Source organism: Enterobacter cloacae complex sp. IR5450, assembly GCF_049238665.1.
GTDB classification, from domain to species: domain Bacteria; phylum Pseudomonadota; class Gammaproteobacteria; order Enterobacterales; family Enterobacteriaceae; genus Enterobacter; species Enterobacter hormaechei_C.
Genome location: NZ_JBMKIC010000030.1, coordinates 24,912 through 37,469, shown reverse-complemented (window position 1 = coordinate 37,469; position 12,558 = coordinate 24,912). Strand labels below are relative to the sequence as shown.

12 protein-coding genes and 1 other RNA gene are annotated in these 12,558 nt (G+C 46.1%); 10 read left to right on the top strand and 3 right to left on the bottom strand.

Annotated elements, in window-relative coordinates; all coding sequences use genetic code 11:
• Positions 1-11 precede the first annotated feature (11 nt).
• Positions 12-1,298, top strand: a complete 1,287-nt coding sequence (locus tag ACOTYB_RS19265; RefSeq protein WP_026094274.1) for an HlyC/CorC family transporter — start codon at positions 12-14, stop codon at positions 1,296-1,298.
• A 52-nt stretch (positions 1,299-1,350) separates the two neighbouring features.
• On the opposite strand, the gene grpE is transcribed toward ACOTYB_RS19265, so the two are convergent.
• Positions 1,351-1,944 (bottom strand): nucleotide exchange factor GrpE, encoded by a 594-nt coding sequence (grpE, locus tag ACOTYB_RS19260; protein WP_003863126.1) that lies wholly within the window; start codon positions 1,942-1,944, stop codon positions 1,351-1,353.
• Between the two features lie 122 nt (positions 1,945-2,066).
• On the opposite strand from grpE, the gene nadK reads away from it, so the two are divergent.
• From nadK to bamE, 3 genes are all read left to right on the top strand, one after another.
• The gene (gene nadK / locus ACOTYB_RS19255) at positions 2,067-2,945 is read left to right on the top strand and encodes an NAD(+) kinase (RefSeq protein ID WP_003863124.1); all 879 of its coding nucleotides are present in this window, start codon (positions 2,067-2,069) and stop codon (positions 2,943-2,945) included.
• An 85-nt stretch (positions 2,946-3,030) separates the two neighbouring features.
• On the top strand, positions 3,031-4,692 hold the full coding sequence (recN, locus tag ACOTYB_RS19250) for a DNA repair protein RecN (RefSeq protein WP_409249053.1): 1,662 nt from the start codon (positions 3,031-3,033) through the stop codon (positions 4,690-4,692).
• 138 nt (positions 4,693-4,830) lie between these two features.
• Positions 4,831-5,169 (top strand): outer membrane protein assembly factor BamE, encoded by a 339-nt coding sequence (gene bamE / locus ACOTYB_RS19245; RefSeq protein WP_032609930.1) that lies wholly within the window; start codon positions 4,831-4,833, stop codon positions 5,167-5,169.
• A 61-nt stretch (positions 5,170-5,230) separates the two neighbouring features.
• On the opposite strand, the gene ACOTYB_RS19240 is transcribed toward bamE, so the two are convergent.
• Together ACOTYB_RS19240 and ACOTYB_RS19235 are read right to left on the bottom strand one after the other, a co-directional pair.
• Positions 5,231-5,518 carry an RnfH family protein gene (locus tag ACOTYB_RS19240; RefSeq protein ID WP_023314692.1) on the bottom strand — a complete coding sequence of 96 codons (288 nt, stop codon included), beginning with the start codon at positions 5,516-5,518 and terminating at the stop codon, positions 5,231-5,233.
• Positions 5,508-5,945 carry a type II toxin-antitoxin system RatA family toxin gene (locus ACOTYB_RS19235; RefSeq protein ID WP_003863117.1) on the bottom strand — a complete coding sequence of 146 codons (438 nt, stop codon included), beginning with the start codon at positions 5,943-5,945 and terminating at the stop codon, positions 5,508-5,510. The genes ACOTYB_RS19240 and ACOTYB_RS19235 overlap by 11 nt, the downstream gene beginning before the upstream one ends.
• Before the next feature lie 156 nt (positions 5,946-6,101).
• Between ACOTYB_RS19235 and smpB the strand changes: the two genes are divergently transcribed.
• The 6 genes from smpB (at position 6,102) to ACOTYB_RS19205 (ending at position 12,051) form a co-directional block, all read left to right on the top strand.
• Positions 6,102-6,584, top strand: a complete 483-nt coding sequence (gene smpB, locus ACOTYB_RS19230) for an SsrA-binding protein SmpB (protein WP_003863115.1) — start codon at positions 6,102-6,104, stop codon at positions 6,582-6,584.
• A gap of 89 nt (positions 6,585-6,673) precedes the next feature.
• Positions 6,674-7,037, top strand: a transfer-messenger RNA (tmRNA) gene (gene ssrA, locus ACOTYB_RS19225).
• 166 nt (positions 7,038-7,203) lie between these two features.
• Positions 7,204-8,433, top strand: a complete 1,230-nt coding sequence (locus ACOTYB_RS19220; RefSeq protein WP_001062342.1) for an integrase domain-containing protein — start codon at positions 7,204-7,206, stop codon at positions 8,431-8,433.
• Between the two features lie 282 nt (positions 8,434-8,715).
• Positions 8,716-10,272, top strand: coding sequence for a recombinase family protein (locus tag ACOTYB_RS19215; RefSeq protein WP_000135614.1), 1,557 nt, complete (start codon positions 8,716-8,718; stop codon positions 10,270-10,272).
• A complete protein-coding gene (locus tag ACOTYB_RS19210) occupies positions 10,262-11,158 on the top strand; it encodes a ParB/RepB/Spo0J family partition protein (RefSeq protein WP_000936460.1) in 897 nt (298 codons plus the stop codon). Before ACOTYB_RS19215 ends, ACOTYB_RS19210 begins: the two co-directional genes overlap by 11 nt.
• A complete protein-coding gene (locus ACOTYB_RS19205; RefSeq protein ID WP_000614783.1) occupies positions 11,155-12,051 on the top strand; it encodes a ParB/RepB/Spo0J family partition protein in 897 nt (298 codons plus the stop codon). Before ACOTYB_RS19210 ends, ACOTYB_RS19205 begins: the two co-directional genes overlap by 4 nt.
• The last annotated feature ends 507 nt before the right edge of the window (positions 12,052-12,558 follow it).

The window sequence follows — 12,558 nt, the reverse complement described above, 5'->3', positions numbered from 1 at the left end:
AGGAGTTCCCCCTGGAACACATCTCTACCACCACGCTGATCGTCATTCTGGTCATCATGGTGGTCATCTCCGCTTATTTCTCTGGCTCTGAAACCGGCATGATGACGCTGAACCGCTACCGGTTACGTCATCGCGCCAAGCAGGGTAACCGTGCCGCGCGTCGTGTCGAAAAGCTTCTACGTAAGCCGGACCGTCTGATTAGCCTGGTGCTTATCGGTAACAACCTGGTCAATATTCTCGCCTCTGCACTGGGCACCATCGTCGGGATGCGTCTGTACGGCAACGCAGGCGTGGCGATTGCCACAGGTGTGCTCACGTTTGTGGTACTGGTGTTTGCGGAAGTGCTGCCCAAAACCATCGCGGCGCTTTACCCGGAAAAAGTCGCCTACCCGAGCAGCTTCCTGTTAGCACCGCTGCTTATTCTGATGATGCCGCTGGTCTGGCTGCTGAATATGGTGACACGGGTGCTGATGCGCATGGTCGGTATAAAGGCAGACGTCACCATTAGTAGCGCGCTCAGCAAAGACGAACTGCGTACCATCGTGAACGAATCCCGCTCGCAGATCTCCCGCCGCAATCAGGACATGCTCCTGTCGGTGCTGGATCTGGAAAAGGTCAGCGTTGACGACATCATGGTGCCGCGCAATGAAATCGTCGGGATTGATATCAACGACGACTGGAAGGCCATTGTCCGCCAGCTGACGCACTCCCCGCACGGGCGTATCGTCCTCTACCGCGATTCTCTCGACGATGCCATCAGCATGCTGCGTGTGCGCGAGGCCTATCGCCTGATGACTGAGAAAAACGAGTTCACCAAAGAGGTAATGCTGCGTGCCGCCGACGAAATTTACTACGTGCCGGAAGGCACCCCACTCAGCACGCAGCTGGTGAAGTTCCAGCGCAACAAGAAGAAAGTCGGCCTGGTGGTGGATGAATACGGCGATATACAGGGGCTGGTGACGGTCGAAGATATTCTGGAAGAGATTGTCGGGGACTTTACCACCTCGATGTCGCCTTCCCTTGCGGAAGAAGTCACCCCGCAAAACGACGGGTCAGTGCTTATCGACGGCAGCGCTAACATTCGTGAAATCAATAAAGCGTTCAACTGGCATTTGCCGGAAGACGAAGCGCGGACGATGAACGGAATGATCCTGGAAGCGCTGGAAGAGATCCCGGCGGCAGGCACGCGCGTGCGTATTGAGCAGTATGATATTGATATTCTGGACGTTCAGGACAACATGATTAAGCAGGTGAAGGTCCTGCCCGTTAAACCTTTACGCGAAAGTATCGCCGAGTAATGTTGTAGGCCGGGTGAGGCGAAGCCGCCACCCGGCACTACGGGTCGGCAAATTACGCTTTAGCTTTCGCCACGGTCACCATCGCAGCGCGAATAGTACGACCGTTCAGGGTATACCCTTTCTGCATCACGCCCAGCACGTTACCCGCGGCAACGTCTTCGGATTCCACCATCGCAATGGCCTGGTGAACGTTTGGATCCAGAGGTACATCCGTATCGGCAATCACTTCAACACCGAACTTACGCACCACATCCAGCATGGATTTCAGCGTCAGCTCAATGCCTTCAATCATCGCCGCGTTATCCGGGTTAGCTTTATCCGCCACTTCCAGCGCGCGATCCAGGCTGTCGATCACCGGAAGCAGTTCGTTGACGAATTTCTCCAGCGCAAATTTGTGCGCCTTTTCAACGTCCAGCTCGGTACGACGGCGCAGGTTTTCCATTTCCGCTTTGATACGCAGTACGCCATCGCGTTCGCGATTCTGCGCTTCTACCAACTGAGCTTCCAGGTTGGCAATTTTTTCATCGCGCGGGTCCACCTGCTCAGCAGACGTGTCTGGCTCTACTGCCTCAACTTCATCGTGCTGTTCCGTGATAATTTCTTCAGGGGCTTGCCCCTCAGGCGTTTTCTGTTCTTTACTACTCATGAATTTCTCCGCGTTTTTCTGCATTCATCTCGCTAACTTCGCTTATTATGGGGATCAGTTTCCTGGATTCAAGGGAACAAGGCAGATTGTCATCATTCATCAGGCACAAGGACCTCCAGAAAATGAATAATCATTTCAGGTGTATTGGGATCGTCGGCCATCCGCGTCACCCTACCGCATTGACGACACATGAAATGTTGTATCGCTGGCTGTGTGGTAAAGGCTATGAAGTGATGGTCGAGCAGCAGATTGCCCAGGAGTTGCAGCTTAAAAGCGTCAGAACCGGCACGCTGGCGGAAATTGGCCAGCAGGCGGATCTCGCCGTGGTGGTCGGTGGCGACGGCAATATGCTGGGCGCGGCGCGAACGCTGGCTCGCTATGATATTAAGGTTATTGGTGTTAACCGTGGCAATCTCGGTTTCCTGACCGACCTCGACCCGGACAATGCGCAGCAGCAGCTGGCGGACGTGCTGGAAGGCCACTATATCAGTGAAAAAAGGTTTTTGCTGGAAGCCCAGGTGTGTCAGCAGGACTGCCAGAAGCGCATCAGCACCGCCATTAACGAGGTGGTTCTCCACCCCGGTAAAGTGGCGCACATGATCGAATTCGAAGTCTATATCGACGAAATCTTCGCTTTCTCGCAGCGGTCTGACGGGCTGATTATTTCAACCCCGACGGGGTCCACCGCCTACTCGCTTTCAGCCGGAGGTCCAATCCTTACGCCATCGCTGGATGCCATTACCCTGGTGCCGATGTTCCCGCATACGCTCTCGGCGCGTCCGCTGGTGATCAACGGCGACAGCACCATCCGCCTGCGTTTTTCTCATCGCCGCAGCGATCTGGAGATCAGCTGCGACAGTCAGATTGCGCTCCCCATTCAGGAAGGTGAAGATGTCCTCATTCGCCGCTGCGATTACCACCTGAACCTCATTCACCCAAAAGATTACAGCTATTTCAACACATTAAGCTCCAAGCTCGGCTGGTCAAAAAAATTGTTCTGATTTTGCATACAGCACTTTACTGTATATAAAACCAGTTTATACTGTATACAAACACAGTTATGGTTTTTCATACAGGAAAACAATTATGCTGGCACAACTGACCATCAGCAACTTTGCCATTGTTCGTGAGCTTGAAATCGACTTCCATAGCGGAATGACGGCGATTACCGGTGAAACCGGTGCAGGTAAATCCATTGCCATTGATGCCCTCGGCTTGTGCCTCGGTGGTCGTGCAGAGGGGGATATAGTGCGCACAGGCGCCGCCCGTGCCGATCTCTGCGCCCGCTTCTCGTTAAAAGACACACCTGCCGCCCTGCGCTGGCTGGAAGCAAACCAGCTCGAAGACGGACGTGAGTGTTTACTTCGCCGCGTCATCAGCAGCGATGGCCGCTCCCGCGGTTTTATCAATGGTACAGCGGTTCCCCTCTCCCAGCTTCGCGAGCTGGGCCAGCTGCTCATCCAGATCCATGGTCAGCATGCGCACCAGCAGTTAATCAAACCCGAACAACAGAAAGCCCTGCTTGATGGCTACGCAGGTGAGTACGCGCTTACTCAACTCATGGCGGAGCACTATCGTCAGTGGCATCAAAGCTGCCGCGAACTTGCGCAGCATCAGCAGCAAAGCCAGGAGCGTACCGCGCGCGCCGAGCTGCTGGAATATCAGCTGAAAGAGCTGAACGAATTTAACCCGCAGGCGGGTGAATTTGAGCAAATCGACGAAGAGTACAAGCGTCTGGCCAACAGCGGTCAGCTGCTCTCCACCAGCCAGACTGCCCTTAACATGCTGGCGGATGGCGAAGACGTGAATTTGCAGAGCCAGCTGTACAACGTGCGTCAGCTTGTGACCGAACTGACCGGCATGGACAATAAGCTTTCTGGCGTACTGGAAATGCTGGAAGAGGCCGCGATTCAGATTTCAGAAGCCGGGGATGAGCTGCGCCACTACTGTGAACGTCTGGATCTCGACCCGAACCGTCTGTTCGAGCTTGAGCAACGCATCTCCCGTCAGATTTCACTGGCGCGTAAGCATCACGTTACCCCGGAAGAGCTGCCGAATTACTATCAGTCTCTGCTGGAGGAACAGCAGCAGTTGGACGATCAGGCCGATTCCCTTGAAACCTTGTCTCTGGCGGTTAATCTGCATCATCAGCAGGCGCTGGAAACGGCGAAACGGCTGCACGACGTGCGGCAACACTATGCGCAGGAGCTTAGCCAGCACATTACCGACAGCATGCATACGCTGGCGATGCCGCATGGGGTGTTCACCATAGATGTTCGCTTTGAAGAGAATCACCTGACGGCGGAAGGCGCAGACCGCGTAGAATTCCGCGTCACCACCAACCCGGGCCAGCCTTTGCAGGCAATTTCGAAAGTGGCTTCCGGTGGTGAACTGTCGCGTATCGCCCTGGCCATTCAGGTGATTACCGCCCGTAAAATGGAAACCCCGGCGTTGATTTTCGATGAAGTGGATGTGGGTATCAGCGGCCCGACCGCGGCCGTTGTCGGCAAACTGCTGCGTCAGTTGGGTGAATCGACGCAAGTCATGTGTGTGACTCACCTGCCGCAGGTCGCCGGATGTGGTCATCACCACTTTATCGTCAGCAAGGAAACCGATGGTGAAATGACGGAAACGCACATGAAGCCGCTGGATAAACGCTCACGCTTGCAGGAGCTGGCACGCTTGCTCGGCGGCAGTGAAGTCACTCGCAATACCCTCGCGAATGCGAAAGAACTGCTGGCGGCATAAACTTTTTCGGGATCTCAGGGTCATACAGAACAACAAAAACGCCGCCAGACCGGTTTCAAAGTGGGGCAAGGTCTATTATCATCGGCATATTACATATGAGCCGCGTACTGCTCGGGCCCGAAAAGGAATCAAATCACTATGCGCTGTAAAACGCTGACCGCTGCCGCAGCGGTTCTTCTGATGTTGACCGCAGGCTGTTCCACTCTGGAGAAAGTGGTTTACCGTCCTGACATCAACCAGGGGAACTACCTTACCCCTAACGATGTGTCCAAAATCCGCGTGGGTATGACACAACAGCAGGTCGCTTATGCCCTGGGAACCCCGATGATGTCCGATCCGTTCGGCACAAACACCTGGTTCTATGTATTCCGCCAGCAGCCTGGTCATGAAGATGTAACCCAGCAAACCCTGACGCTGACCTTCAGCAGTGGCGGCGTGCTGACTAACATCGACAACAAGCCTGCCCTGACCAAATAATCAGGCGTCAGCAACGCAAAAAGGTGCTCAATGAGCACCTTTTTTGTGTACATTTATTTGGCTACTTACCGGATTTCTCTGCTCGCTGACGGCGCAACTCTTTCGGGTCGGCAATCAGCGGACGATAGATTTCAACCCTGTCGCCCTCTTTCAGCACATCACCGAGCTTAACCGGACGGCTATAAATGCCGACTTTATTCTTCGCCAGGTCAATATCACGGCGAAGTTCAAGGATGCCGGAGGCCCGGATAGCCGCCTCAACGGTGGCACCCTCTTCAAGCATCACGCGCTGCAAATACTGCTTCTCCGGCAGCGCATACACCACCTCAACAGCAATCTTATGCGACACTGTAAACCTCTTTGGCGCGCGTGGTGAACGCCTGAACCATATTCGAGGCCAGCTCTTTAAAGATTCGGCCAAACGCCAGTTCGATCAGCTTATTGGTAAATTCAAAATCCAGATGAAACTCAATGCGGCAGGCGTCAGCGCTCAATGGCGTAAACTTCCACCCTCCCATCAGTTTTTTAAACGGACCATCCACCAGATGCATCAAAATACTCTGATTGCTCGTCAGGGTATTGCGCGTGGTGAACGTTTTGCTGATCCCCGCTTTGGAGACATCCACGGCCGCAGTCATCTGCGTCGGGCCGGATTCCAGCACCCGGCTACCGGTGCATCCTGGAATAAATTCCGGATAGGACTGAACGTCGTTCACTAACTGATACATTTGTTCCGCGCTGTAGGGAACAAGCGCAGTACGGCTAATCTGAGGCATAGCATTTTCCATGGTCACACAACAGACAAATAATAACATTTATCACCTGTTAAAAAAACGCTAAGCCTTATCTCGTGCTAATATAGCGCGTTAGACCTCACAGGACGCAATGAGGTGACTTTTTAAAATCAGATTACCGACGGCTTTACGACACTTATGACGAAGAAAAAAGCACATAAACCTGGTTCGGCGACCATTGCGCTTAACAAGCGTGCTCGCCACGAGTATTTCATCGAAGAAGAATTCGAGGCCGGCCTTGCGTTGCAGGGCTGGGAAGTAAAATCGCTGCGTGCCGGGAAAGCCAATATCGGCGACAGCTACGTGATCCTGAAAGACGGTGAGGCCTTCCTGTTCGGCGCGAACTTTACGCCGCTGACCGTCGCCTCTTCACATTACGTTTGCGATCCTACCCGCACCCGTAAGCTGCTGCTAAACAAGCGCGAACTGGAATCCCTCTACGGACGCATCAACCGTGAAGGCTTCACAGTGGTGGCACTCTCTTTGTACTGGAAAAACGCCTGGTGCAAAGTGAAAATCGGCGTGGCGAAAGGTAAGAAACAACACGACAAGCGTACTGACCTGAAAGCACGCGAGTGGCAGCTCGACAAAGCACGTATCATGAAAAACGCAGGACGTTGATTCTGCGCACTTATTGTACTATTCAATAAGTTAGCGTTTCGGGCTGGTGTCGAGGAAGTAAAATCTGGTATACTGAGTTCAACACTATTGGGGCTGATTCTGGATTCGACGGGATTTGCGAAACCCAAGGTGCATGCCGAGGGGCGGTTTGCCTCGTTAAAAGCCGCAAAAAAATAGTCGCAAACGACGAAAACTACGCTTTAGCAGCTTAATAACCTGCTAAGAGCCCTCTCTCCCTAGCTTCCGCTCTTAAGACGGGGATCAAAGAGAGGTCAAACCCAAAAGAGATCGCGTGGAAACCCTGCCTGGGGTTGAAGCGTTAAAACTAATCAGGCTAGTTCGTTAGTGGCGTGTCTGTCCGCAGCTGGCGTGCGAATGTAAAGACAAACTAAGCATGTAGTACCGAGGATGTAGAAATTTCGGACGCGGGTTCAACTCCCGCCAGCTCCACCAAATATTGATGTACTGAAGTTCAGTAAAGTCTACTAAGCCCGCACAGCACAAGCTCTGCGGGCTTTTTTACGTCTATTGTAGTCTAGTGAGAATTGCTGAGAACTACGAGTTATGGCACCCTGAATGGGACCCACGAAGATGGGTCCTAAAATCGAGGGTCCCAAACATGGCCAAAATCGCTAAGAAGCTCACTGACACTGAAATCAAAAGCACCAAACCTGCCGAAAAAGAGGTTAACCTTTTTGACGGCGATGGTTTGCTGTTGCGAATCGCTCCCCTGGCGAAGGGAGGGAAGAAAAATTGGTATTTCAGATATGCAGTGCCTGTGACCAAAAAGCGAACTAAGGTGAGCTTAGGAACCTATCCTCACCTTACACTTGCGAAGGCACGAGCTTTACGTGATGAATACTTGTCGTTGCTTACAAATGGTATAGACCCCCAAGTTCATAACAACCAAAAAGCCAATGCACTGAAAGATGCCACGGAACATACATTTCAAGCAGTAGCCAAGAAGTGGCTTGATGAGAAAGTCAAAACGTCAGGCATCTCCCAAGATCATGCTAACGACATCTGGCGAAGCCTAGAGAGAAATATCTTTTCCACATTGGGTGATACCCCAATTAAGGAGATTCGCCCTAAAATGCTTAAACAGCATTTAGAACCCATAGAAAAACGAGGTGTCCTTGAAACACTTCGCCGCATCATATCCCGCCTGAATGAAATTTTCCGCTATGCAGCAACAGAAGAACTCATAGAATTCAACCCGGCAGACAACCTGGGGCAACGGTTCAGCAAGCCAAAAAAACAGAATATGCCAGCATTACCCCCTTCCGAACTCCCTCGCTTCTTGGTTGCTCTAAACAATGCTTCTATCCGTTTGGAAACAAGGCTACTGATTGAGTGGCAACTTCTCACATGGGTTCGCCCAGGTGAAGCTGTTCGCACAAGATGGTCAGATATTGATATTGAAACTGGCATGTGGAACATCCCGGCGGAGTTTATGAAAATGAAGAAGCCTCACAAAGTTCCACTGAGCAAAGAAGCTTTGCGAGTTTTGGATTTAATGAAAGTCATCAGCGGGCATAGAGAGTGGGTGTTCCCCAGTATCAAAGCTCCACTCAATCACATGCATGAACAAACAGCTAATGCGGCCATAATCCGTATGGGTTTCGGAGGTGAGCTTGTAGCTCACGGTATGCGATCCATTGCTAGAACGGCTGCTGAGGAGTCTGGCAAGTTTAGGACTGATGTCTTAGAAGCCGCCCTTGCCCACTCGAAGAAAGATGAAATAATTGCAGCCTACAATCGTGCAGAGTATCTCACTGAACGGGTGGTTCTCATGCAATGGTGGAGTGACTATGTTTCGTCTCAAAAATGCAAAGTTATTGCCGCATAACTCTCCCATGATGGATTAACTATCTTGATTTAGTTAAAGAATTAATAATCACACCATTAACCTATGTGGACTAAGCATAGCCATTTACAAATGGGGACATTGAGTCCACATAACGAAAGCTGTCGGTCATATCAGCTAAATAATTCACATCTCTTCTCGATTATCATACACCTCGAAGATCTACCAAATTCGCTCTAATCAATGATAAAACAGTTGAATTCGGTTAAAATTTGATCAATTTTATCCTCTACATTGTATTGAATCATCCATGAGGTTTCGTGCATGGCTAGCGAAAATGACAAAAATCATAGAGTTAGGGTCGCGCAGTACTTGAGGATGTCTACCGACCATCAGCAATATTCTTTACATAATCAGTCCGAATATATCAAAGATTATGCTGAAAAGAACAATATGGAAATCGCTTATACCTACGATGATGCAGGTAAGAGCGGAGTCAGTATCGTAGGCAGGCATTCTTTGCAGCAGTTACTTAGCGATGTAGAACAAAAGAAAATAGATATACAGGCTGTATTATTTTATGATGTGAGCCGTTTTGGTCGTTTTCAAAATAGTGATGAAGCGGCATATTATTCCTTTCTATTTGAGAGAAATGGTGTAGATCTTATATATTGTTCCGAACCTATACCCACTAAAGATTTCCCTTTAGAGTCCTCTGTTATACTGAATATAAAAAGATCTAGTGCTGCATATCACAGCAGGAATTTATCTGAAAAGGTATTTATAGGGCAAGTAAATTTAATAAAGCTTGGTTATCATCAAGGCGGTATGGCTGGTTATGGGCTGAGACGTCTTTTAGTAGACGAAAATGGCATAGCTAAAGAAATATTGAGTTTCCGCAAAAGAAAGAGTATTCAAACAGATAGGGTAATATTAATTCCGGGACCAAAAAATGAAATAAAAATTGTAAATAGAATATATGATCTCTTTATAGATAATAACGTCCCAGAATTCATTATTGCTGAGAGATTAAATGAACAGAACATACCTGCAGAAAATGGAACATTATGGACTCGTGCAAAAATACATCAAATTTTGACAAATGAAAAATATATTGGAAACAACATATATAACAAAACCTCATCTAAATTAAAAAGTAGACTTGTAAAAAACCCCAAACATGAATGGGTTAGATGTGACAAGGCATATAAACCTATTATTTCAAAGAAAAAATACAATAAAGCTCAAGAAATAATTCAGCTCCGATCCATTCATTTGACTAATGAAGATCTATTAGAAAAACTAAAACAAAAATTAGAATCTAATGGAAAACTATCAGGCTTTATCATTGATGAAGATGATACAGGCCCTTCATCTTCTGTTTATAGAACCCGATTTGGTGGTCTTTTAAGAGCATATACTTTGATTGGTTATAAGCCAGAACATGATTACAGCTATCTCAAAATAAATGAAGCACTAAGATCATTTCACTCAGAGATAATTGAGGATTTTAAGGGTGAAATTTTAAAAAGTAACTGTCATATAGACGAGTATAAATATGCCCCAATGCTTTACATCAATGATGAGTTTTTAATTTCCGTCCTTGTTACTAAATGCATACATATGAAATCAGGTAAACTTAGATGGAAAGTCCGGTTTGATAACTCACAGAAAGCAGACATAACAATTGTTATACGAATGAATTCACAAAATATTTCACCTCTTGATTTTTATATCATACCAAAGATTGAAAACGAATATAATAAAATGTGCATGACGGAAACAAACAACATTCGATTAGATCTCTATAGATTTGATAATCTTGATAAACTTCTACAAATTATAACTCGCATGAAAGTGAGGGAACTATATGCTGCCTGAAAAAAATGAATTCCCAATAATTCAAATTGAGATTGCAAAAATAAAATTTCTTAACCCACGAACAAGAAATAAGTTAGTGCATGAAGAAATAAAGGAAAGCATAAAAAAAAGAGGATTAAGCAAGCCTATAAGCGTAAGAGCTATTGATGAAGGCGATTTCAAATATGCTTTAATTTGTGGTCAAGGGAGAATAGAGGCTCTCGTTGCATTAGGTGAAACTATTATTCCAGCAATTATAAGAGATGTATCAGAAGAAGATGCTTACGTTATGAGTTTAGTTGAAAACATTGCAAGGAGAAGACCACGTTCTAATGAGTTATTACAGGTGATTAAAGACATGAAAATCAGAGGACTTTCAGACTCCGAAATAAGTGAGATTACTGGATATTCATCGAACTGGGTGAGCAGTATTAATATGCTACTTGATAAGGGAGAGCATAAACTTCTCTCAGCAGTCGAACGGGGTAATTTGCCTCTGTATCTCGCAGTGCAATTTGCAAGATGTGAAACTGAGGAAGCACAAGATATTCTTACCGAAGCATATGATAAAAAATTAATAAAAAGTCGGGACATTATAAAGATAAAACACATTCTAAATCAAAGAACAGTTGGGAATAAAGGTGCAAAAGCAGCCGGATTTTATTATCACAAACCATCAAAAAGGATGACTGCAGAGGAGTTGATTGAGCTTTATGAAAATAGTATCGCTGAACATAAATCTGTTTATAACAACTCAAAATTCATAAAAACCAACCTACTAATAGTAAATGAGATTTTTAACATCATAATGATGAATAAAAGCTTTCAACATATACTTGAACAAGAGAATCTTTCAGAACTACCATCTCAGATATTAACCCCAGTAAACAAAGAGGTATTAAAATGATTCAGATACGTTTTGGCGATAATTTTATTTACCTGGAAACTAATAAGTTAATTCCATCTAAGGAATTATTAGAAAACGTAAAGCGAAGCCATAAATATCATCAAATAGTTACCTCTATCGAAAGCTTAGGTATTATTGAACCAATAATAGTATTCTATGACAAAGATAAAGATGTCACTAAGATACTTGATGGCCATTTAAGGGTTGAGGCTTTAAAAGACTTAGGTATAGAAAAAGCTCCATGTATACTTTCGAGCATAGATGATGCTTTCACTCCTAACAAACAAGTGAATCATATAAATGTAGTTGAAGAACATAGAATGATAATTAAGTCTCTGGCAAAAGTATCAATTGAAAAACTTAGTGCTGCTTTGGGCATATCTGTTGATGCCATAAAAGATAAAGCGAATGTGATGAACGGCATAGATCCAAGTGTAATTGCGAAACTTTCTGATAAACCTATACCTAAGGCTACATTTGACGTTTTGAGGAAAATGAAGCCAATTCGCCAAATTGAAGCAGTCGGTACAATGATTAATTTTGATAATTATAGTAAAAAATTTGCAATGAGCATCTTGGATGCAACACCGGCATCGATGATAGTAAATAAAGGGAAAAACACTCCCTATAAAAAGGACATAAAAAAAACCATACTTCGTCTGGAACAAGAAATGGCAACAACTTCGGAAGAAACGAAAAAGCTTCAAACCGAGTATGGTTCAGATATGTTGAAATTCGTTATAATCCAGTCATATATTAATAAATTACTTGGCAATTCTAAAGTTCTTCATTGGTTCTTAGAAAACGAGGTTGATTATCTTAATGAGTTAAAAAGAATTTCTAGAATAAATTCTTTGGATGATAAGACTCTTACTGAAAACAGCAAGTCATAGTCATGTTTTATATAGCCTAAATAAACCAAGAAGTATACTTACACAACGACCTTCACGCCGAAGAAGCTGTCAGATACGCCAGCAACCAAAGCATTACGTTTAAGTGTCAGTCATTGATACGAAGGGATAACTGCGTATCAGCAGCCGGACATTGAGTCGAATAAAGGCTGGTAGAGAGGGACAGTTCTGTGTCACCGGGAGATTCGTCAGAAACATCAGCGGCAGAACAGATGAACCAGCAATTGGTAGTGCACAGAAAACTCTCCAGTATTTAATTATTCAACTTAACACTAAAAAAAATCACATATTTAATATCATAATTTTTCTTTGGTCTACGTATGCGAGAGTTATTGTGGCTTTAACCGGGTATTAGGAGTCGTTTCAGATAAAAGATGTTCTTCGATTCGACTGGACTTGGTAATAGCAATAAGTAATCGTTAATATTGAAGGACGAAAGGCTACTTCAAAACAAAGTAACCTTTCCAATATTCCCATCTATGGGACAAG

What these genes read in the sequence shown, in the direction of transcription:
- ACOTYB_RS19210 (WP_000936460.1), top strand. Translation starts at nt 10,262, where the DNA reads ATGCTGCCTGAAAAAAATGAATTCCCAATAATTCAAATTGAGATTGCA.
- ACOTYB_RS19235 (WP_003863117.1), bottom strand. Translation starts at nt 5,945, where the DNA reads ATGCCTCAGATTAGCCGTACTGCGCTTGTTCCCTACAGCGCGGAACAA.
- smpB (WP_003863115.1), top strand. Translation starts at nt 6,102, where the DNA reads ATGACGAAGAAAAAAGCACATAAACCTGGTTCGGCGACCATTGCGCTT.
- bamE (WP_032609930.1), top strand. Translation starts at nt 4,831, where the DNA reads ATGCGCTGTAAAACGCTGACCGCTGCCGCAGCGGTTCTTCTGATGTTG.
- ACOTYB_RS19205 (WP_000614783.1), top strand. Translation starts at nt 11,155, where the DNA reads ATGATTCAGATACGTTTTGGCGATAATTTTATTTACCTGGAAACTAAT.
- ACOTYB_RS19215 (WP_000135614.1), top strand. Translation starts at nt 8,716, where the DNA reads ATGGCTAGCGAAAATGACAAAAATCATAGAGTTAGGGTCGCGCAGTAC.
- grpE (WP_003863126.1), bottom strand. Translation starts at nt 1,944, where the DNA reads ATGAGTAGTAAAGAACAGAAAACGCCTGAGGGGCAAGCCCCTGAAGAA.
- nadK (WP_003863124.1), top strand. Translation starts at nt 2,067, where the DNA reads ATGAATAATCATTTCAGGTGTATTGGGATCGTCGGCCATCCGCGTCAC.
- recN (WP_409249053.1), top strand. Translation starts at nt 3,031, where the DNA reads ATGCTGGCACAACTGACCATCAGCAACTTTGCCATTGTTCGTGAGCTT.
- ACOTYB_RS19220 (WP_001062342.1), top strand. Translation starts at nt 7,204, where the DNA reads ATGGCCAAAATCGCTAAGAAGCTCACTGACACTGAAATCAAAAGCACC.